Consider the following 21,276-nt stretch of genomic DNA (forward strand, 5'->3'; position numbering starts at 1 on the left):
ACCATCAATTATGAAAAAAGCGATTCTCTTAGGACTGTTATGTCTTTACTCCATTTCTTATGCTCAAAAAATTCCTGTTGTTACTGTAAATAATAAACCGCTAGGCCTTTCATCTTTAGATATAGACGTTGTTGTGACGGGTAATATTGCCACAACTACCTATGACATGCAATTTTATAATCCTACCAATGCTGTCTTAGAAGGTAGTTTAGATTTTCCTTTAGGAGATGGGTTTTCCGTATCTCGTTTTGCATTAGATGTCAATGGAAAACTAAGAGAAGCTGTTGTTGTAGATAAAGAATTAGGACGTGTTGCTTTTGAAGCTGTTGTACGTAGACGTGTAGACCCTGCATTATTAGAAAAAGGAACAGGCAATAATTATAAAGCACGTATTTATCCTATTCCAGCAAAAGGGTATAAACGTATTGTATTAGCCTATGAGCAAGAACTAAAACTTACAGAAGGAAACCATTACTATGATTTACCATTAGCCTTTCAAAATGAATTAGAAAACTTTGATCTAAAAATTACCGTTTTTGATCAAAAGACAAAACCTATTGTAGCAAAGGGTACTATTAATGGATTAGGGTTTACACCTTGGAAACAAAATTTTACGACTACCGTACATAAAGACAACTATAAACCTGATACACCTATACGTATTCAAATTCCTATAGAAGAAACAGCACTGAAACAATTGCAAACAGCAGCGTATTTCTATGCATACACAACAATAACCCATAAGAAACGCACTAGAAAGAATCTTAAAAAGATTACGTTGTTATGGGACGCTTCTTTGAGTATGAAAGGGAGAGACTTTAAAAAAGAAGTCGAACTTTTAGATGCATATTTCAACAAACTTTCAGAGGTAGAAGTAACTCTTATTACATACAGTAATACGATTAGATCTATGGAGAGTTATGTCGTGAAAAATAGACAATGGACTGCTCTCAAAAATACGTTAGAAAACATAGTATATGATGGTGGAACAGATTATTCAATATTAACCGACAAGCAATTGAAAGGAGATGCTATCTTATTGTTTACGGATGGGATGCACACCTTGAGCACATTTAATGTATATAGTAACACACCTGTATTTACTGTAAATAGTGTAGTAAAAGCAAATCATCAGGCTTTGCGCCAACTAGCAACTACAACACACGGCGGATATATCAATCTTATAGATTCAGATACAAATGAAGGAGTAGCAACACTTACTGAGGAATCTTTTCAATTCTTAGGGTATACCACAACAAATACAGAAGCAGAAATCTATCCCAATAGACCGCAAGCAGTGACAAATGATTTTTCAATGGCTGGGAAAAACCTCAAAAATGGAGATTGTATTACGTTACAATTTGGATATGATGGTACAGTGACTCAAGAAGTTGAGATTGTTGTTTCTAACGCTTTCGCGAAAAGCGATATCGTAAAACACCTTTGGGCAAAAGAAAAGCTCCAAACATTGTCACAAAACGTAAAAGAGAATAAAGAAGCCATTACAACACTAGGGACTACCTATCAATTAGTAACAGATTATACCTCTCTTATTGTACTAGAAGATGTGAGAGATTATGTACGTTATAAAATTACACCACCCGAAGAGCTGTTAGAAGAATACAACCGAATTCTTTCACAAAAAAAGAATGTTGAAGCTGTAGAAGTAGCTGCTGCTGATAATCGAAGTGCATCTCAAAGAAGAACGAGCAATACTTCTGCTAATGATTTGCCTTTGGAAGATGGTATTATAGAATCAGAAGATGCATTTGGTATTGATTTATCATCACCTTCGGCACCTGAGATTATAGAAATAATGGAAGAAGAAGAGATCATTGACGAAGTACTATTGTTAGAAGAATCAAAAATTGAAACTACAACGTTAGATGTAGAAACTTTTACTGAGGGTATACCTTTTATGGTAGTAGAACAAATACCTCAATATCCTGGTTGTGAAGATGCGACTAATAAGAAAGATTGCATGAGTCAAAAGGTTAGTGCATTTGTACATGAAAATTTTGATATATCTGTTGCCGAAAATGATCCAAGACAACTTTCAGGTACTATTAGAATTATGACTCAATTTACCATAAATGAAGAAGGTATTATTGAAGATGTGAAAGCACGTAGTGCCAGCCCTATTTTAGAAGAAGAAGCTAAAAGAGTCATTGCACTTCTTCCTAGAATGACTCCAGGGGAACAACGTGGTAAAAAAGTCAGTGTTATTTATAGTTTACCAATAGCTTTTAGACTTTCTGGGAATGGTCAGACTCCTAGTGTAACGCCAGATCCTATAGTAAGACCTACGTATACTAAGTATAGAGGAAAACTTATGGTAAAAGATCGTAAGATTAGCACTTCATATCTGAATGAGTTACGAGAGATTAAAAATGTAGAAAGAGCGTATGAGTATTATCAGATACAACGTACTTCATATCAAAAAGAGCCTGCTTATTTTATAGATGTGGCAAACTTCTTTAAACATACATTTAATCATCATGTATATGCTAGACGAATTGTATCTAATATTCCAGAAATGGATGGCGATAATTATGAACTTTTAAAAGTATTTGGCTACCAAATGCAATTAGAAGAAGCTCATGATATCGCAGCTTATATCTTTGAACGTATTCTAGAGTTACGCCCTGAAGATTCCCAATCGTATAGAGATTTAGCACTAGCTTATGAGACTATTGGAAAATGTCAAGAAGCATTAGATCTATTAATCTCTATTGTAGATGGAAGTATTTATAAGAATAACCAACGACGCATTTTTGAAGGTGTTAAAACCATTGCTAAAAATGAAATTAAACATTTGGTAGACGAATATAAAAATGATCTTATCATAGATAGTGTTCCTAAAAGCCTTAAAGATATGAATCCTATGGATGTTCGGGTGGTAGTAGATTGGAATCATAATGATACCGATATCGATTTACATATTATAGATCCTAATCTTGAAGAGTGTTATTACAGTCACAATAAAACGCAGATAGGAGGGAGGATGTCTCAGGATATGACAGAAGGGTTTGGTCCAGAAGAGTACACCGTAGAAAACGCTATCAAGGGTGATTACTTTATTAAAGTTCGCTATTATGGAGATCGATATCAGAAAGTAGAGAATCCAACATTTATGAAAGTAACTATATTTAAGTATTACGGAACGAATAAAGAAACTAAAGAGACACAGTTATTACGTCTTACCAAAGCAGATAATCAACAAATTATTGCCAAGCTTTCGTTTTGAGAAAATTGTGTTATGTACTAAAGAAGGTACACGCTTTATTATTTAGCTCTCTCTGTGGTCATGAACCTGCCTAATGGCAGGCAGGTCTCACAAGTTCGCTTTCGCGAAAGCGTATACATACATATACAAAGTTGAAAGAATACTATAATTTTATTATGATACAAGTAACTATTTATAGGTATTTACTAGTAGTATATAGAAATTAGATATTTTTATGAGTATAACTAACCGAACCTTATATGATGAAGAAATATATACTCTTGCTATGTATGGCACTCTTTTTTATAAACACGAGTGTTGCTCAAGAAAAGAAGTCTAGAAAAGAAATTAAACTCGAAAAGAAAAAAGCAAAATTTGAAGCCCAAAAAAAAGCCATGGAAATAGGGCAATTTGGTTTTGCTATTCGTAAAATGCTTTCTTCAAATAAAAGCACTAATGATTTTGCAGCAGGTATTTTATATGTAAGAGGAGATAAAGGACAATTTGATGAGGTGGTATGGTATAAAGGAGTTGGAGAAAAAATACGTTTAAATAAAGATTTTAATGTCACAAATTATTATGCTGTAGTAGACAATAATGGACAAAAAATGACAGCATCCTATCAAGGGATGATTGACGGGATACGTTATTCATTTATAAATGAAATTGCTTTTGGAGAAAAGCCTAAACTCAAAATAACAAGTAGTGATGGTATTGAAATTTGGTATACAGGCATTTTTGATACTAGAAATTAACCATATGCTATAGAGTAATAATACATATTGAACGTTTTTTTAACCCTATTTATCGTTTTACTAAAGTAGGTATATCGTAAAATGAAAAATAGAGTCTTATTTTTAGAGGGTGATTTCGCTCAAGTTTAATAAATCGGATTATAAGCTTCTCGCTTTCTTCACTATTTTTATGGTGATCTGGTTAACGTTAAAGTTTTATACAGAAAACTATACACTACATCAAATTCTGTTTGATGTACCTATTATTGTACTTAAAACACTTGCAGCTATATTTCTTATACGTTGGATTGCACAAAAGTTTTTTGTAGAAAGGCAACAATATATACTTTTTTTACTATTTAGTGTCGCTGCACTTACAATTACAGGATTTGTTGACTTATTGCGTGATTATTTAGGTTCTGGTCGAACATGGAGTGATTTGCCATCTACAGGATATATTATCATACATAGTTTTTATTATTCTTCTGCAGATCTTGCGGCGCCCTTTTTAATGATTATGATTAAGAAATATTTCGAAAATCAAACCTCACTTGCAGTTATAAAAGAACAACAAAAAGATGCAGAACTAAAGTTACTCCGATCTCAGTTAAGTCCGCATTTCTTATTTAATAATTTAAATACGGTAGATGCACTTATAGATTCAGATACTCAGAAAGCAAAGACATATATTGCGCGTCTATCATCATTATATCGTTATTTTATCAAGACGAGAGAAGATGATATTGTTCCTCTGGAAGATGAGTTAGCAATGGCACGAGATTATTTCTATTTAATAGGAACTAGATATGGAAATGCCTATACATTTAAAATAGAGGAGGAGTATGCTTTTAAGCAACATCCTGACAAAAAAACTCATACAGCGCATAGAAGTATGAAAGCGTATATACCATCAGGAGCGCTGCAAACGGTTATAGAGAATGTCGTAAAACATAATAACGTTTTACATGATACATCTATTCATACATACCTTATTATTACAGAAGATACGATCACTCTCACAAACTCTAAAAGTAGTAAAGTAAAGAACACTATTGAATCTATGGGTACAGGACTCAAAAATTTAAAAGAACGTTATGAACTATTAGTTGGAAAGACTGTTTTAGTAACAGAAACTACTACGCATTTTGAAGTGAGTTTACCACTTGTAAATTTAACTACTAAAGAATGATGCATATTCTAATCATTGAAGACGAGATTCCAGCTTTTGAGAAGTTGCGCATGCATATATCGCATCACTTAAAAGGAAATTTCACGTATGATTGGGCTAGATCGATTACAGAGATGCAGCATTTTTTAGAAACACAAAACTATACGATTATCTTTTCTGATATACAGTTATTAGATGGTCTCTCTTTTGAAGTCTATGAAAAATTAACAATTACGACGCCCATCATTTTCTGTTCTGCATATGATACCTATCTATTAGAAGCTTTTAAGGCCAATGGAATCTCCTATATTTTAAAACCTTATAATCAAGAAGATGTAATTCAGTCATTTGACAAGTATTTGTCCTTGTTTGACAAATCCATAACCCCTCAAGTGTATCGTGATATAAAATCTTCTATTCCAACTACAGCTACCACGTATAAAAAACGCTTTGTTATTAAAAGTAAAAAGGGATTGCATCTTTTAGAAAGTGCCAATATTGCTTTAATTCAAGCAGAAGGAGATTTTTGTAAACTTATAGATTGTGAAGGTAATACTCATTTATATTCTCAAAATATTGGTACTATTTATGCAACTATAGATCCACATCAGTTTTTCAGAATTAATAGAAGTCAAGTCATACAATTACCATACATCCTAGAAATGGAAAGTCATTTTAAAAATAGGTTGTTGTTGCGTATGAAAGGTATTAAAGAAAAAGTCATGACAAGCTCTGGAACGACTGCAAATTTTAGACTTTGGTTAGACCGATAAGATGTACATTGTTCTCGTTTATCTTAATTTTAACCCGATTCACCTATTCTTGCTTTCCTAGGGATATGTATTTATTGATTTTTGAAGTATGAATCAAAAATCGATAACATGATGACAACACTTATTAAATGGTTAATACTAGGGCTTGTGAGTTTTTCCATGACTGGACAAACTATAAAAAACCCCATAGGTCAAGCAATTGCTATAAAGGATATTAATTCCTTTTTTGATAAACAAATGGAGGCTACAGGCACTCCTGGAATTTCTTTAGCTATTATAAATGACGGGGAAATTGTATACCACACAGTAAAGGGGAATAGCGCACCCAATATTGCTGTGAGTTCAAAAACTATTTTTGAAGGAGCTTCCTTGTCTAAACCACTGTTTGCTTTTTTTGTGATGCAACTTGTAGAACAAGGCATACTTGACTTAGACACCCCTTTACATACGTACCTTCCTTATAAAGACATTGCGCATGATGAACGCTATAAAAAGATAACAGCGCGTATGGTATTATCACATACAACAGGATTTCCTAATTGGAGAGATGAAAATGGAAAAACAGGGCTTACCATTGATTTTGAACCAGGAACGCAATTTCAATATTCTGGTGAAGGCTATCAGTATTTAGCATTAGTACTACAAAAATTATTAGATACGGATGTAAAAGGTCTTCAAAAACGTTTTCATAAACAAGTAGCAAAACCATTTGATCTTACAGTAACTCGTTATATTCCCAATGCTAAAAACCAAAAGAATAAAGCACAAGCATTTAAAAATGATGTATGGCTTCCAGTTAACAATCAAGGAAATGATGAATTTGGAGCAGCATATGGCGTAAATTCTGAAGCAAGAGATTGGGCTAAGCTTCTCATTGCTTGGATGCATAAAGAAGGTTTAAGTGAAGAAGGATATGCAGAGCTTTTCAAAAAACAAACAGCACTTCCCGATGATAATCCAAACAAAGCTTCTGGAATTTCTCACTTGACTTTAGGGTTTTATAATGGAACATTTCCTTTTGGAGATGTATATGGGCACGGTGGTAATAATAACAAACGTTTTACCTCTTTATTCTTCTTTATACCTGAACGTAAATGGGGAGCAGTTTTATTTACAAATTCAGGATTTGGAGAACAAATGGGGATTGAGTTTTTTCAATATATACTTTCAGTAGGAAATTAAAATAAAGTGAAAGAGCAACATATCTTTAGATATGCTGCTCTTTCTATATATAGTGGACCTATTTTTATCGTATAGCAGTAATATCAGAATCACCTTTAGAACTCTGCTTTACTTTTGAAGGATTTCCTGCATAGCGTAATTCGCTATCTCCGCTAGCAACAGCATCTAGCGTATTGGTTACAGTAACTACAGCTTCACTATCCCCATTCAATACAATCTTTAAATCCTGTACTGTAAAGTCTTTATTCTTAAACTCACTGTCAGATTTTAAGTTAGCAGTCATTGTTTTTGCAGATCCAGTTACTTTTACCTGTGCGTCAGATTTTGCATTCACTATGAGGGTATTAGCTGTAATATTTCCTTTAAATATAGCATCTCCTTTACAATTTATATGTACAGTCTCTGTTTTTAAAGGTGTATTTAATGTTACAACTGCATCAGAAGAGGCATTATAATAGTTGATCATATCTGTAGTAAGTGTTACATCTAAAACCATTTTTCCTTTAAACCACGTATTTTTCTTAAGTCTTAGAAATAGTGTGTTTCCTTCTTTATAGATATGTACATATTCCATAAGATTGCTATTTGCATTTACGGTAATTGCATCCTGTTGTCCTAAAGAAATATTCACATGAAAATCACTTGCTACATCTAATTTTGTATAGCCAGAATAATCGAATGATTTTGTGGTGGTATCAGAAGAAAGTTTTACGGGCTTTTGTGCAAAAGCTTGCATACTTAGAAAACTTACTAAAACGAAGGTAATAATTGATTTAAATGTCATAACTATAAAATTTGAGATTGATGTTTTGTGTTTGTTTGTAGTAGAGACCCTCTTAAAAATAAAGTGTTACAGTTTTACTTAAAAAAACGTATGTATACGCTTTAACGCTTGGCTTTCTTTTTGGTTATGAACCTGCTGGCTGGCATATCTCATGAGTACGCTTTCGCGAAAGCGAACCCAAGAAACAATTTTTAAGGAATGATTTTTGATTATAAATTAGTAATTTTAATAAATTCATCTGCTATGAAAATATATTTGCTTGTCATTAGTTTTGTGTTTACCATTTCTCAAGTCACATGGTCACAGTCACGATCAGAAAGAAAAGCACTAAAAATAGAAGCTGAAACAAAAGCATATCAAGATGTAAAGTCATTATTAGATAGTGGTGCTTTTTTCTTTAATGCCGATTGGGTGTATCCCCGCATAAGCAGTCAAATAAATCTAGTAGACAATCCTGGGATTATTAGATTTAAATCAACCGATTCTGTAAAAGTACATTTACCATATTTTGGAGTTATACGAATAGGAGGAGGGTTTGATCAATCTACAGCGATACAACATAATGGTGCGATAGCTGATTATAAGATTGAACATAATGATAAAAAACGATCTTCCATGGTTACATTTACGGCAAAATCTCCTTCTGAAACCTACGATATAAGTATGACTGTATTTAGTAATGGGAGTACGTCTATTTTTGTAAATAGCACAAAGCGAGATGGTATACGGTATAGAGGTGTTATAACACTTTTAGAAGAAACATCGCTTACAAAGAGTTAATAGCTATAATTTGAGATGCAATAGTAGTAGTCGTTATTTTCTCAACTTCTGAGGGTTGTAGTTCACCTAATGTGATATTTCCTACACGAATGCGTACCAGTCTGAGCGTTGGATATCCTACTGCAGAAGTCATTTTACGTACCTGTCTAAATTTACCTTCTCTAATCACAACACGTATCCAAGTAGTAGGTCCATGACGGTCATCTCGTAACTTTTTAGAGCGTTCTGGTAAATCAGGAACTGTAGTTAGCTTTGAAACTATACAAGGCTTGGTTAGGTATTTCTTTCCATTAAATCCAATTTGGACTCCTTTAGATAACGCTTCAATGGCTTCTTGGGTAATCATGCCATCTACTTGTGCATAATATTCTTTTTCTATACCCGATCTATTTATAGTATCACTTAGTTTTCCATCTGTAGTGAGTAGTAATAAACCTTCAGATTTTTCATCTAATCTTCCTATGGCCATAATCCCTTTCGGGAAATCATATAATGAGCGTAAAAACTTCTTTTTACGGGCTTGTCGTTCATCATTACTAAGCATCTGACTGATATAGCCATATGGTTTGTACAATTTGAAATGGGAATGATCTGACATGATTTATAAGTAAATTACTAAAGGTAATAGTATACTTTTTTTAATTTAAAAATCGCTGTAATACTTTACTAATTGCAGCTGGATCTACAGGTTTTGAAATAAAATCATCACATCCTGCTTTAAAAGCTCTTTGAATATCAGCCTGTGTAGAATATGCTGTTTGTGCTATTATAGGTAATTGAGGATTTATTTTCTTTAATTCTTTTGTGGCATCATGTCCATTCATAATGGGCATTTGAATATCCATAAAAACAAGATCTATCATATTATTTTCTGTATATATATTGACAGCTTCTTTTCCGTTTTTAGCTCTGTAGATAGATAATTTATGATCATCGTATCTTTTTAAAATTGTTTTTAGGAACAAATAATTTACCTCTCCATCTTCGGCAATAAGAATAGAGTATTCATCATTTTTTGATGTTGTCATCATTCTTTCATCTGTGGTTGCTGTAGTCGTGTTGGATGGATTGTAAGGAATGTCTATGATAAAAGTAGCTCCTTCTCCTGGTTTTGACTTTACCGAAAGATGTCCATTCATGATGGTACAGTATGACTTCGTTATGGAAAGACCTAATCCTAAACCTTCAAAAAGATTAACATCTTCTTTGTCAGATTTAGAATAGTTTTCAAATATAGATGATTGATGCTCTTCAGAAATTCCAATTCCAGTATCTTCAATAGTAATATAGATGCGATTTTCTGCTTTGCGTACACCTATCTTAACATGTCCTTTCTCCGTAAACTTTATAGCATTATCTATCAGATAGTTGATTGATTTTGATAATTTCATCTTGTCAATAAGAATACCGCTATCTTCTTCAGAAATTGTGTCTAGCAGTTCATAAGTGATTCCTTTTTTTAATGCTTTGTTTTTGTAAGTATCAAACGAGTTTTTAACGAGTTGTTTTATATCTGTATTTCGTTTTTTTGAAATCACTTGACTACTTTGTAACAATGAGATTTCGAGTACATTATCCATCATTTCCATGAGCCTATCACATCCATCTGTAATAATACTGGCATATTCTTCTTGTTCTTCTAAAGTAATTCCTGTTTTATTAAGTAGCCCAGTAAATCCCATAATAGCATTCATAGGCGTACGCATTTCATGAGAGATATTATTAATAAATGATGTTTTTAGTTTACTACTTTCTTCAGCTTTCTTTTTTGCCTTTTCTAACTCTACAGTTCGTGCAGTGACTTTCCATTTTAGAAAGCGATTTATGGCAGTAATAATAACCATTAATAAAGCTATAATACTCGCAATAGCAATCCAAAATTGTAATTGCATATAAAAGGGAGTTGCAACATTATATAACCACTCTTCTCTAATAGCACTTCTTTCTTTATACGTAATACTTTCAGTTCCTTTGTATATAATATTATTAAGTTCAGGGTGTGTTTTTGTAACAGCAATACCAGGTTTATACTCATAATCTAGTATAGAAATAACATGTAACCTATTAAGCTGATTTGATTTTATAAAAAAACTAGTAACCGCTTTCGGACCTATATAAAAATCTGCTTTCCCCTGCTGAACCCATTGCAGACATTCAAGATCATTTTTACAACCATCTTTAACAGTAATCGTTGGATGTTTTTCTTTTACATAATCAATGATAGCAAAGCCTTTTGGCATCGCAATTTTTTTTCCAAGAAGATCTTCTAGTTGTATACCAAAAGATTGGGTTGTGTCTCCTACAATCACATATGGAGAGTGATAGAGTTTTTCGTAAAAATTTAAATATTTTTCACGAATATCATTTCTTTGAATTTCTAGAATGAGATCGATTTTTTGATCTTTTGCATCTTGGAGAACTTTAGAAAAGTTTTGGTATTCTACATATTCAAATTTATAATTAAGTTTTTCTTCTAACTTTAATAAGTAATCCATTAAAATTCCTTCTAATTCACCAGATTCATCTTTGAAATTGTAAGGTGGATAGTAGGGAAAAACAGCAATTTTAATAGGCTCTGCGGTAGTTAACCAATCTTGCTCCTCTGGAGTTAAAATGGAAGAATCATTACATGAGATAGCAATAATTGCTAAGGTAAATATGAGCAGAACCTTTTTAGGAACAGTCATCCAATATTTCATGATTATTTAGTTAGTTGAACTAAATATAAAGAAAAATATATTGACCAAAGTGCTAACTATCTCTGTAGTAGATTGATGGTTAATTTTAAGTAGGGAAATACCACGTAAGAATGCGACTTTTTTTATGTCCTTGATGCATTTCAATTACTTGATGCGTCGCTGTAAGCTTTTGTAATTGCTTTAAAAGTTTTGGAAGATTCTCTTTTTTAGAAATTAAAGTTGTAAAAATACCTACTTGATCTTTGAAGTCAACACTTTGTTTGATCATTCTCTTTACAAATAATGCTTCTCCACCATTACACCATAATTCATTAGATACACCCCCAAAATTACGAGAGGTTGCTTTGGTAAGTTGTAGTTTTTTATTTTTCTGAGTGTTTGCTTTTTGAGCGTCCTTAGCAGAAGTATAAAATGGAGGATTACACATGGTGAAATCAAAATACTCATCTTTTTGAATAATCCCTTTAAAAATATGAGCCGGTGCTTCTTGTAGTCGTATTTCGATATCAGTAGAAGCCTCAGTTGCATTTTGCTTTGCAATAGCAACCGATGACTTACTGATGTCTGCCCCAACCATATGCCATTTGTAGATTTGTGTTGCTAGTAAAGGATAGATACAATTTGCACCTACCCCTATGTCTAGCCCCCTACAGTATTCCTTTGTTTTTATAATGCCTGCTATATAATGTATATAATCAACTCTGTTAGGGATAGGAGGGCAGAGGTAGCCATCAGGTATATCCCAATTATTGATGTTATAATACTGACTTAATAATGCTTTATTAAGTGCTTTTACAGCTAGCGCATTTGAAAAATCAATTGTTTTAATGTTGTATTCATTTACAAAAACATACTCTTTTAAAAGTGAATTAGATTTTTGTAACGACTCAAAATCATATGAAGTATTATGAAGGTTATTGGGATGCAAAATAGATACTGTTTTATAGTTGCAAGATACTCAATAACCTTAGAGGTTATCTAATATAAACTTCTACCGTCATGTTTGCATTTCCCCAGTTATAATTAGCTCCTGATTCAGCATACCTATTAAACACATAGGTAATATCATCTATTTCTTCATTTTGCTCTATATATCCATTTAGAGTGTATGTAAAACTACGATCTGAAGAAGTAGCAGAAATTATTTCTGTATATAAAGCAGAAAGTGTATTCATTTTTGCAATTTGAGAGGTGTGACCAGCAGCATCTCCCTGAAGTGGTAGCGAAAACTTTCTGGAACCAGCAGTAGCTTCAATACCATTTTTTAAGAAACGAATACCCATGTATGTGCCCAATGGCATTTCTTCTACTTCAGCACCCATAGGAACCGAATATGTTACTTTTATAACGGCTTCTCTGTTAGCCGGGATGGTAATCGTTTGGGCCATTCCAATATTTATATTGCTTACGGTACTGGTACCAAAAGGGCGCGTAACTCTTACACTATTTGGAGCTTCTAAAGTGAAAATTTCATAAAGAGATAATCTATTTGACTTTACCACATTACCACTATCATCTACCGCAAGTGTAGTAGCTGGGGTGGAACCTTCTGTAGGTGTAGTACGAATTCTTAACTCACCATTTACATCAAGTGTTTTGGTAGGTGCTGTTGTATTAATTCCAATTTGAGCATTTGCAAAAGATGCAACAGCTAACATAGTAACTATAAGTAACTTTTTCATTTTAATCAGATTTGGGTGAGACAAAACTATGTAAAACAAAAGGCTCAATTTTAGTATTATACTCACTTTTCGATAAGAGCAATAAAAAAATCGTTTAACTTCACAGTTTTTATAAAAAATTCTTACAAAAAAAGGAAAAAACGTATCGATTTTATGGTAATTTTAGTGTTTGTTTACGGTTTTACCATTGCAAAAACGACGGTTTTTTGTTAAAAATCTATCATTTTTCAGTTACTATAATGATGATTTCAATATCTTAAATAGATGAAATTCATAGTTTATTTTATCGCTTTACTCTCTTTAAAATATTGAATCTCACAATTTCGCTTTCGCGAAAGCATATATAAAACAATAGATTTCATACTTATAATAGCAGTATCTTAACATTAAAATAGTACGGTTCATACTAAATAAAGAGGGGATGATTGTTTATTTTTGCAGGGCTATATTAAAGAATGAAACATCCTATTTTATTTTTATGTTCTCTTTTTCCGCTTTTTATGTTTAGTCAAAGCATACAAGTGGATAGTCAGAGCTTTACTCCTCAAGAATTAATTGAAGATATTCTTATAGATAGTAATTGTATAGATGCTGTTGTTGTGACAAATGTAGTAGGAGGTGACTTTGGAGGAAGCGATCAGAGCTATGGATATTTTGATGCCACTAATACTTCATTTCCTTTTGAAGAAGGCATCTTACTTAGTACTGGGCGTTTACAAAACACACAGGGGCCTAATACAAGCTTAAGTGATGATGATGCACCAGGTTGGGCAGGAGATGCAGATTTAGAGATGGTTCTTAATGAATCTAATACTATAAATGCAACTATATTAGAGTTTCAGTTTAGTTCGTCGGCTTCAGAAATAAGCTTTCGCTACATATTTGCTTCAGAAGAGTATCAAGAAGGAAATCCTAATACATGTCAGTTTTCTGATCTTTTTGGTTTTTTAATACGTCCTTTAGGAGAACAGCAATACGAAAATATAGCTTTAGTACCAGATACAGATACACCTGTAAAAGTAACCACAGTACATCCAGAGATTCCAAATGGGTGCCCGGCAGAGAATGAATTCTTTTTTGAAAGCTTCAATGGAGCTAATGTTCCTATTAACTTTAATGGACAAACAAAAGTTATTGAGGCAACAGCGCAAATCATACCTAATACAACGTATGAAGTAAAATTAGTGATTGCAGATGAACAGAATTTTAGATTTGATTCTGCAGTATTTTTAGAAGCGGGTAGCTTTGAATTAGCAACAGAACTCGGACCAAATCGATTATTGAGTACGGGAAATGCTTTATGTGAAAATGAAACCTTAACATTGGATGCTACTGAAGCAGATGTTACAGGATATACTTGGTTTAGAGATGGGATTGTATTACCCGCAGAGACTTCAGCAATGTTAGTCGTAGATACTCCAGGTTTTTATGAAGTAACTGTTGGATTACAAAATGGATGCGAATCTTTTGGAGAGATTGTGATTGAGTTTGCAGACACCCCTATAGTAGTAGATGTCTCTGTAGAAGTTTGTGATATAGATCAAGATGGAAGTCTTACCTATAATCTATTTAGTACGAATGATGCTGTTACCAATAATGATAGTTCAATTTTTATTTCAGATTTTTTCTTAGATGTTTCAGACGCTATGTTGGATGTGAATTCGATTCCAACACCTACTGCTTATGAGATCACGAATCCTGGTGAAACATTATTTGCTAGAGTAGAGAATCAACCGGGGTGTTTTGCTATTGCAGAAGTTACCATTACTTTAACAACTACGGTTACACCATTACAGATTGATCCTTTTCAACTATGTGATGAGACACCTATTGATGGTTTCGCTAGTTTTTCTTTACCAACGATTACTGCTACCTTTAATAGTCAATTGCCTGCTGATGCTGTTGTACAGTATTATGAGACACAAAATGATGCTTCCTTAGATGAAAATCGTTTGAGTTCTCCATTTATAAATACGCTGGAAAATAATCAGGAGATCTTTGTTAGAGTGTTTAGTGAAACGGATTGTATTGCTATTAGTTCAGTATTACTTGAAGTATTCGATACTCCTGTACTTGCTGATGGGGTATTACTTAATTATTGTTTGAATGATTTTCCAAGTACTATAGAACTTGATAGTGGAGTACTAGGAAATACAAATGGTCTTTCCTATAGTTGGACATTTAATGGGAGTACTTTAGCTGCTACTACCTCTTCTATAGCGATTAATGAGCCCGGTAATTATATGGTAACTGTAACAAATAATAATGGGTGTAGCTCCACACGTAGTATCTCTGTACAAGCGTCTGATGTGGCAACTATAGAAAGTATTACAGTCGAAGATCAGAATCAAAGTACCACGGTTACAGTGATGGTTTCTGGTCAAGGAGATTATGAATATGCATTAGATAATGTGTTTGGACCTTATGTTGAGCTACCGGTCTTTACAGATGTTTCTTCTGGCTTTCATACCGTATATGTAAGAGATAGAAATGGATGTGGTATTATTACGGGAGAAGTTGCTGTGATTGGTTTTCCAAATTTCTTTACGCCTAACGGTGATGGCATACACGATACTTGGAAAGTAGATGGTGCTACTAATACTTTAAACCCAACAGAGCAATTTGTGATTTTTGACCGTTATGGTAAAATCTTATTCTCTAGACGTCGTATGGGGAATGGGTGGGATGGTACCTATCAAGGTGAAATCATGCCTTCTAATGATTACTGGTACTTAATTACATTTACAGATGGCCGTACCTTTAGAGGACATTTTTCTTTGATTAAAAGGGGAGGGTAATTATTCTATGCCTTCCTATGTTCTTTAGTATAATGCATAAGAGCTTTATACTGGTTTAACCCCATACCTAATACTATAATAGCAACAATGCTAATGCTATAAATACCTGTATTCGTAATATGAAAGGGATTTGTAATCATAAGTATAATACTTCCTAAAACCCATAAAAAGTCTTGAACGATAATAGCTATCACACCAGACTTACGTAATTTGAATATTTCATAAGTTATTGTTGCAGAAAAAAATAATAGTAAACTACCTATTATCCAAAATATGCTATTATTCCCTGTCCCAAATTCATGCGCTATTCGTTGATTTGCTATAATCAAAATGAGACCTGATAAAGAGGAAAATACCGCGTTTAGAGTTAATGCTTTTTGTAATTTATTCATCTTAAAATACTTTATTCAAAAGTATTTCTAAGACAAATAAAAACTCTTGACATTTGTTAAGAATTTGATCCTATCCCTTTTCTTAACCTACTTAATGATTCTGGTGTAATACCTAACATAGAAGCTATATATTGTAATGGTACATGATTAAAAAGAGATGGTTCTTCTTGTAATAGTTTTTCGAATCGTTGTTTTGCCGTAGTATGTAAATGTGAAAACATTTTTTGCTCTAAAAGCGCAAAAGAACTAGCTAATAATAGATTGTCAAACTCTAACCATTTTGGTTGACTTTGACATAAATAAAAATGATCTTCTCTACTTAGAATATATACTTCGGAGTTAGTGATTGCCGTAATATTCCAATAATTTGATGTTTGAAAAACAAAACTAGATACTGATGTAATAAACTTGCCTTGACTTCCTATCCAGAGCGTAATTTCTTTCCCGTCAGAAATGTCATACATTCTTAGATAACCAGATGCAATAAAAATTAATTGATTTGAAATGCTCCCAGATTCTAGTAAAAATGTTCCCTTAGATACTGTAACTGGCTCAAAGAATGATACAATTGTATCTAGAGTTTCGTTTTGAACTGGTACGTGTTTTGTGATACAATCTTTTAATTGTTGCATACATTATTATTTCTCCCCAGGATGGTATGTTTTCTTAGCTCTTTTTAAAACATCTTCTTTATAGAAAGCCACTTCTTTAAATTCACCATTTACATACGGGTTTATTTGATCATCAAAGTGTGGAGAGTCTGGATTACCACTTTGTCCACCAGCAAGACTTGTTTTTGCTTTTACTTTATCACCAAATTCAACCACAGCAACAAAACTATTCCCACGAGTACCGTATATTTTTTTAGTACCATTGTTATACCGTTCTCCGTAGGCTGCAAGTGCTCCCCAACGACCGGATGCTAAACCAACAGGCGTACTTGGAAGGTCATCATTAAAGGGTTGACGTATGTCGCCATTAATACGCTGAAAACGATTCACTTCTCCCCAAGGTATAAGAACACGTCCAAAATCTGCTTCTAATTGGGTAATTACATTTGTGAAAATTTCCATGCGCTCTTCTAGTGGTGATTCCTTTCCAAAGTAGGAGAGGAGATTCATTGTAGATAATTTCTGTTCAGGACGTTTTCCGTTTTTAAAATATGCTGTTCCGTAATAATGGGCCAGTGTCATCGCTGTAGATGTTGTAGATGTTCTATAATCCCAATTACGAAGTATTTCTATATAAGCTCCCGTCTTTTTAGTACGATCTATTTTGTCATAGGCTTCTACGAGTCCCGGAATTAATGCTTCAAATGCGGGTAGGTAAGAATCATATCCTAGGTCTATCAAGCTCTCTAACGTATAGTCTTTGCCTTCTTTTAAAAGTTCAATGGCATGTATCCCTCTAAAATTCTCTCTATCTATAGACATATAGTTTGGGTAGTCTTCTTTTTTAGGACTGTATGCTAAAGCTGCTGTAAAGGGTGTCGAATTACAGTTTTGTAACCACCCATTTTCAGGATTTAAAAGCATAATCGTTTCATCTACGGTATGTAATCCTTGCCAATCTGTTTTAGGGTTACTACCATCTATAGGTTGTGTATAGTCAAAAGAAGTATCTCGTTTAGGAATATAATTCCCATGGAAGTAGGCAATATTTCCTTCGGCATCTGCATAGACAGTATTGTTTGAAGAGTTGGTACGGATATCCATCATTTCCCTAAACCCTTTGTATCCATCTTGCTTAGATCTAATATAAGATTGTTTTAAAGCATTCACAGGTTCCCACATTAATGCAGAGGCCACCCATTTACCATTTTTCATATGTGTAATAGGTCCATGATGCGTTCGGTAGGCAGGAATCACTTTTTCCTTCATCTCAACTCCATCTTTATATCGTATGGTCATATCATATTGTTCTACAGGTTTCATTTCATCTCCATAGCGATATACCAAATTTCCATTATGATCTTCTTCTACGGTTTCAACAAACTCATCTATAACATCTGTATAGGTGGAGGTATGCATCCAACCTGTTTTTTCGTTAAATCCTTGGTATACAAAAAATTGCCCCCAAGTTACAGCGCCATAAGCATTGAGACCTTCTTCACTTACCACATGTACTTCTCCTCTAAAGTAAAAAGAAGTATGCGGATTGATTAATAGTAATGGATTTCCAGATTTGGTAAGTTTTCCAGAAATAGCAATACCATTAGAACCTTGTGGTTCTTGCATTTCTTGCTCTTGCATCATAGCTACTTCGAGTGCTTTAGGGATTTCCATTCCACTTTCATACATCGCTGCTATTTTTTTAGTGGATACACGTTCTATATCACCACCTATAGAGCCTTCACTAAAATACATAGGCATCCAAGGTTCAAAATGTGTAATCACTCTAGGAGTTACTTCGGGATGTGTCTCTAAATAGTAGTTGATCCCATCTGCAAAAGCGACACATAACTTTTTTAGCCATTCAGGACTGCGTTCATAATTGGCAATGGCTTCTTCTTGTGTCATATATAATTTAGCACGCACATCACTATAGATAGCCTTTTCACCTTCAACTTCAGCAAGACGTCCTGTTGCCCAAATATAATTTTGTTCTACACGATTAAAATCATCTTCACTTTGTGCATAGAGTAATCCAAAAACAGCATCGGCATCCGTTTTTCCATAAATATGAGGGACTCCAAAATCATCTCTAATAATGGTAGTGTTTTGAGCATGTGTTTCCCATCGTTGCTGTTCTGCAGTTTTAGTAGGTTCGGTCTTACAGGAAACAATAAGTAAAAATGTAGTGCAAAAAAGTAGAGAGTATAATCGCATGGTTGTATGTTATAAATATAATGGTGACTGTATACGCTTTCGCGAAAGCGTATAAAACATTAATCTAATAATTGATGTACACCTTTTTCTAATGAATATAGCGTCGTAATTTCTTCTTGTGACAAGTGTTTATTATAAATAGAAAGCTCATCCATTAATCCAATATAGCCAAGTCCAAGGTAGATATTAGATTTCTCTAGTTCCCATGTAAAAGGATCTTTGATGTCTTTTCTAATTCCTTTAAGTTCTCCATTCATATAAAGTGCTGCTTTGCCTTGATCTGTATTTAACGCTGTATAATTTATAAGGATGTGTGTCCACGTTCCTTTTGCAAAGGGAGGATTTGAAACTCCTTTTAATTGTTCAATAAAAATTGGGTTTTCATTATCAGGACCTTTTGGTTCTGGGTTCCAACTATTTCTATCTCCTATGACACCTAATCGGAAATCTCTAGGATTTTCTTTGGTAAAATCTACCCAAATGGCGGCATCATTATAACTTACATCTGTAATTTGAATAGGATCGCAATAGCCAGGATCTAAATCGGTAGCAGGATCAAGACTTAACCAAAATGATATGGCTCCTTCCCAATTTTCTGTATTATATGCAATATTATTTTTACTAGGGTAGTAAATGTACCCTTCACTATCTTCTGCATATATTAACCCGTCTCCAAAACGTCCTGTACCTTCAGCAATACGAACGCCTTGTTTATGGAGTCCTACCTGTGCAGAATCTCTTGCTTTTCTATTGGGCACAGAATATAATTGCGCATCTCCTAATGCAAAATCGGCATTGATGCCATTGTCAAAAGATGCATATAGTGTTAATGCATTTTTTAAGGATGCGTTTACTGGATTTACTTTCGTTTCCTCTGGTGTTATGGTTTCTTTTTTTGCAGTATCATTTTTGCAAGAAACACTTATTATTAATAGGACTGTAGCTCCTAAAAATAATGTGTAAGGAATTTTAAAGTGGTTAAAAATCATAGCGGTTGTTTTATAGGTGTAATTTTTGATTTAAATGTACGAAAACAAAAGCTATAATGATGTATTGTTTTAATCGATAAGCGGTGCTAGATTGATATAGCTATAATTTACAATTCCAATGTGTTTATACTTATCATCACCATCTTTGAGAGTTCCCCAGCCAAAATTACGTTCTATCACATCATCTTTATATTGATACATGATGTCTTGTGAGAGTAATAAATATTCATCTTGTGAGATGTCGTTTTTAAGTAAACGATGTGCTATAATAACATCTTCTCCAAGAAGTTTGATGTTTTTACCAATCTGAACAGAACCAATTTCATTTCCATAATGTAAAACAATTTTAAGTCCTAGGGTAGCTGGTATCTTGTTTACTTGTTCATGATCTTTATATACTACTTTTAGGCGTTTCATTTCTGTATAAAAGGCAATATAAAAAGCTCGGCATTGATGTATTAAGTCTTTAAAAGTGGGAAGTTTACCAGTTTTATAAAAGAAAATAGCATCTCCTTCTATTTCAGAAACTTTTAAATCTATAGTATTAGCATAAATGATTTTGTTTAATAGTGATGGGATCACTGCAGCACTTAATTCAAAGTCGGTGTCACTCATAAATTTGGTAAATCCACTTATATCTGGGATACATAATAATGTGGGAGAAGCTTGAATTTGGCTGTCTTTATTCATCGTATTTTATTCTATTGTTGTACCATCTGTAGTGAATGAAAAGGCATGTTGTCCAATCATTCCAATCATTACGGCCTGAAATACAGGAGTTATTTTATTTTTTGCTCCCCAGTCTATTAAAAAGTTTGCCCCACTACCGCCTTCTGCATCTTCTTCTTCAATTACATAATCTATAGTTTCTAGGGGTTTTAAGAAAATAGGAGATTTGATGTAGTTTCTTACTAATGTTCCTTCGGTATTATAATACTCTATAGTATTGATAAATAAAGAATCCTTTTTACTTGTATTTCGAATACTTAAGGTAGCCGTAAGGAGTATTTTAGTATTTCGATTTTTGCTATAAATATCTGAATAAATAGGCACATATACTTCAGCATTAATAGGATAGGTTAGTGCTGCATTTTTTGCTTTTACTAGGTTTTCTTGTTGGATTTCTTTTTCAGTTATTGTATTGGGATTTTTATCTACGCAGGAGTAGAAAGTGCCTAATAAGATAAAGATCAATATGAATATTTTGTATTTCATAGTGAGAGTTATATTGTTATGAGTAA

General features: G+C 33.4%; 18 protein-coding genes. 7 read left to right on the plus strand and 11 right to left on the minus strand.

Annotation, left to right across the window (positions count from 1 at the left end; translation table 11 throughout):
- Window positions 1–10: 10 nt before the first annotated feature.
- The 5 genes from Q1A01_RS13255 to Q1A01_RS13275 all read left to right on the plus strand — a co-directional run bounded on the left by Q1A01_RS13255 (window position 11) and on the right by Q1A01_RS13275 (window position 7,083).
- The gene (locus Q1A01_RS13255) at window positions 11–3,247 is read left to right on the plus strand and encodes a VIT domain-containing protein (RefSeq protein ID WP_299681557.1); all 3,237 of its coding nucleotides are present in this window, start codon (window positions 11–13) and stop codon (window positions 3,245–3,247) included.
- Between the two features lie 239 nt (window positions 3,248–3,486).
- On the plus strand, window positions 3,487–3,981 hold the full coding sequence (locus tag Q1A01_RS13260) for a hypothetical protein (protein WP_299681560.1): 495 nt from the start codon (window positions 3,487–3,489) through the stop codon (window positions 3,979–3,981).
- Between the two features lie 169 nt (window positions 3,982–4,150).
- Window positions 4,151–5,149 carry a sensor histidine kinase gene (locus tag Q1A01_RS13265; RefSeq protein ID WP_299681563.1) on the plus strand — a complete coding sequence of 333 codons (999 nt, stop codon included), beginning with the start codon at window positions 4,151–4,153 and terminating at the stop codon, window positions 5,147–5,149.
- Window positions 5,146–5,901, plus strand: a complete 756-nt coding sequence (locus Q1A01_RS13270; RefSeq protein ID WP_299681566.1) for a LytTR family DNA-binding domain-containing protein — start codon at window positions 5,146–5,148, stop codon at window positions 5,899–5,901. Before Q1A01_RS13265 ends, Q1A01_RS13270 begins: the two co-directional genes overlap by 4 nt.
- 108 nt (window positions 5,902–6,009) lie before the next feature.
- On the plus strand, window positions 6,010–7,083 hold the full coding sequence (locus Q1A01_RS13275) for a serine hydrolase domain-containing protein (RefSeq protein WP_299681569.1): 1,074 nt from the start codon (window positions 6,010–6,012) through the stop codon (window positions 7,081–7,083).
- A 64-nt stretch (window positions 7,084–7,147) separates the two neighbouring features.
- Here Q1A01_RS13275 and Q1A01_RS13280 read toward each other — a convergent pair whose 3' ends face one another.
- Window positions 7,148–7,867, minus strand: a complete 720-nt coding sequence (locus Q1A01_RS13280) for a head GIN domain-containing protein (RefSeq protein WP_299681572.1) — start codon at window positions 7,865–7,867, stop codon at window positions 7,148–7,150.
- A gap of 243 nt (window positions 7,868–8,110) precedes the next feature.
- On the opposite strand from Q1A01_RS13280, the gene Q1A01_RS13285 reads away from it, so the two are divergent.
- Entirely contained in the window at window positions 8,111–8,647 is a 537-nt protein-coding gene (locus Q1A01_RS13285; protein ID WP_299681575.1) for a DUF4251 domain-containing protein, read from the plus strand.
- Here the strand turns inward: Q1A01_RS13285 and Q1A01_RS13290 are convergent.
- From Q1A01_RS13290 to Q1A01_RS13305, 4 genes are all read right to left on the minus strand, one after another.
- Window positions 8,634–9,245, minus strand: a complete 612-nt coding sequence (locus Q1A01_RS13290; protein WP_299681578.1) for a pseudouridine synthase — start codon at window positions 9,243–9,245, stop codon at window positions 8,634–8,636. The genes Q1A01_RS13285 and Q1A01_RS13290 overlap by 14 nt on opposite strands.
- Before the next feature lie 40 nt (window positions 9,246–9,285).
- Window positions 9,286–11,346, minus strand: coding sequence for a transporter substrate-binding domain-containing protein (locus Q1A01_RS13295; protein WP_299681581.1), 2,061 nt, complete (start codon window positions 11,344–11,346; stop codon window positions 9,286–9,288).
- A gap of 85 nt (window positions 11,347–11,431) precedes the next feature.
- The gene (rlmF, locus tag Q1A01_RS13300) at window positions 11,432–12,274 is read right to left on the minus strand and encodes a 23S rRNA (adenine(1618)-N(6))-methyltransferase RlmF (RefSeq protein WP_299681584.1); all 843 of its coding nucleotides are present in this window, start codon (window positions 12,272–12,274) and stop codon (window positions 11,432–11,434) included.
- 46 nt (window positions 12,275–12,320) lie between these two features.
- Window positions 12,321–13,028: a hypothetical protein gene (locus tag Q1A01_RS13305; protein ID WP_299681587.1), complete on the minus strand. Its 708-nt coding sequence runs from the start codon at window positions 13,026–13,028 to the stop codon at window positions 12,321–12,323.
- A gap of 455 nt (window positions 13,029–13,483) precedes the next feature.
- Here Q1A01_RS13305 and Q1A01_RS13310 point away from each other — a divergent pair, with 455 nt between their 5' ends.
- On the plus strand, window positions 13,484–15,826 hold the full coding sequence (locus tag Q1A01_RS13310) for a choice-of-anchor L domain-containing protein (protein ID WP_299681589.1): 2,343 nt from the start codon (window positions 13,484–13,486) through the stop codon (window positions 15,824–15,826).
- A gap of 5 nt (window positions 15,827–15,831) precedes the next feature.
- On the opposite strand, the gene Q1A01_RS13315 is transcribed toward Q1A01_RS13310, so the two are convergent.
- The 6 genes from Q1A01_RS13315 to Q1A01_RS13340 form a co-directional block, all read right to left on the minus strand.
- Window positions 15,832–16,218, minus strand: a complete 387-nt coding sequence (locus tag Q1A01_RS13315) for a hypothetical protein (protein ID WP_299681592.1) — start codon at window positions 16,216–16,218, stop codon at window positions 15,832–15,834.
- Window positions 16,219–16,274: 56 nt separating this feature from the next.
- Window positions 16,275–16,850, minus strand: a complete 576-nt coding sequence (locus tag Q1A01_RS13320) for a Crp/Fnr family transcriptional regulator (protein WP_299681595.1) — start codon at window positions 16,848–16,850, stop codon at window positions 16,275–16,277.
- A gap of 6 nt (window positions 16,851–16,856) precedes the next feature.
- A complete protein-coding gene (locus Q1A01_RS13325) occupies window positions 16,857–19,046 on the minus strand; it encodes an acylase (RefSeq protein ID WP_299681598.1) in 2,190 nt (729 codons plus the stop codon).
- Window positions 19,047–19,105: 59 nt separating this feature from the next.
- A complete protein-coding gene (locus Q1A01_RS13330) occupies window positions 19,106–20,035 on the minus strand; it encodes a LamG-like jellyroll fold domain-containing protein (protein WP_299681601.1) in 930 nt (309 codons plus the stop codon).
- 69 nt (window positions 20,036–20,104) lie between these two features.
- Entirely contained in the window at window positions 20,105–20,725 is a 621-nt protein-coding gene (locus tag Q1A01_RS13335) for a DUF2652 domain-containing protein (protein WP_299681603.1), read from the minus strand.
- Window positions 20,726–20,731: 6 nt separating this feature from the next.
- A complete protein-coding gene (locus Q1A01_RS13340) occupies window positions 20,732–21,250 on the minus strand; it encodes a DUF3124 domain-containing protein (protein WP_299681606.1) in 519 nt (172 codons plus the stop codon).
- Between the last annotated feature and the right edge of the window lie 26 nt (window positions 21,251–21,276).

The sequence above is a fragment of the uncultured Dokdonia sp. genome, from assembly GCF_947492815.1.
Taxonomy (GTDB): Bacteria; Bacteroidota; Bacteroidia; order Flavobacteriales; family Flavobacteriaceae; genus Dokdonia.

Excerpts from the sequence above, each read along its gene's own strand:
- Q1A01_RS13340 (WP_299681606.1), bottom strand. The coding sequence starts at position 21,250 with ATGAAATACAAAATATTCATATTGATCTTTATCTTATTAGGCACTTTC.
- Q1A01_RS13265 (WP_299681563.1), top strand. The coding sequence starts at position 4,151 with ATGGTGATCTGGTTAACGTTAAAGTTTTATACAGAAAACTATACACTA.
- Q1A01_RS13285 (WP_299681575.1), top strand. The coding sequence starts at position 8,111 with ATGAAAATATATTTGCTTGTCATTAGTTTTGTGTTTACCATTTCTCAA.
- Q1A01_RS13315 (WP_299681592.1), bottom strand. The coding sequence starts at position 16,218 with ATGAATAAATTACAAAAAGCATTAACTCTAAACGCGGTATTTTCCTCT.
- Q1A01_RS13280 (WP_299681572.1), bottom strand. The coding sequence starts at position 7,867 with ATGACATTTAAATCAATTATTACCTTCGTTTTAGTAAGTTTTCTAAGT.
- Q1A01_RS13320 (WP_299681595.1), bottom strand. The coding sequence starts at position 16,850 with ATGCAACAATTAAAAGATTGTATCACAAAACACGTACCAGTTCAAAAC.
- Q1A01_RS13310 (WP_299681589.1), top strand. The coding sequence starts at position 13,484 with ATGAAACATCCTATTTTATTTTTATGTTCTCTTTTTCCGCTTTTTATG.
- Q1A01_RS13275 (WP_299681569.1), top strand. The coding sequence starts at position 6,010 with ATGATGACAACACTTATTAAATGGTTAATACTAGGGCTTGTGAGTTTT.
- Q1A01_RS13330 (WP_299681601.1), bottom strand. The coding sequence starts at position 20,035 with ATGATTTTTAACCACTTTAAAATTCCTTACACATTATTTTTAGGAGCT.
- Q1A01_RS13335 (WP_299681603.1), bottom strand. The coding sequence starts at position 20,725 with ATGAATAAAGACAGCCAAATTCAAGCTTCTCCCACATTATTATGTATC.
- Q1A01_RS13290 (WP_299681578.1), bottom strand. The coding sequence starts at position 9,245 with ATGTCAGATCATTCCCATTTCAAATTGTACAAACCATATGGCTATATC.
- Q1A01_RS13255 (WP_299681557.1), top strand. The coding sequence starts at position 11 with ATGAAAAAAGCGATTCTCTTAGGACTGTTATGTCTTTACTCCATTTCT.
- Q1A01_RS13260 (WP_299681560.1), top strand. The coding sequence starts at position 3,487 with ATGATGAAGAAATATATACTCTTGCTATGTATGGCACTCTTTTTTATA.
- Q1A01_RS13295 (WP_299681581.1), bottom strand. The coding sequence starts at position 11,346 with ATGAAATATTGGATGACTGTTCCTAAAAAGGTTCTGCTCATATTTACC.
- Q1A01_RS13325 (WP_299681598.1), bottom strand. The coding sequence starts at position 19,046 with ATGCGATTATACTCTCTACTTTTTTGCACTACATTTTTACTTATTGTT.
- Q1A01_RS13305 (WP_299681587.1), bottom strand. The coding sequence starts at position 13,028 with ATGAAAAAGTTACTTATAGTTACTATGTTAGCTGTTGCATCTTTTGCA.
- Q1A01_RS13270 (WP_299681566.1), top strand. The coding sequence starts at position 5,146 with ATGATGCATATTCTAATCATTGAAGACGAGATTCCAGCTTTTGAGAAG.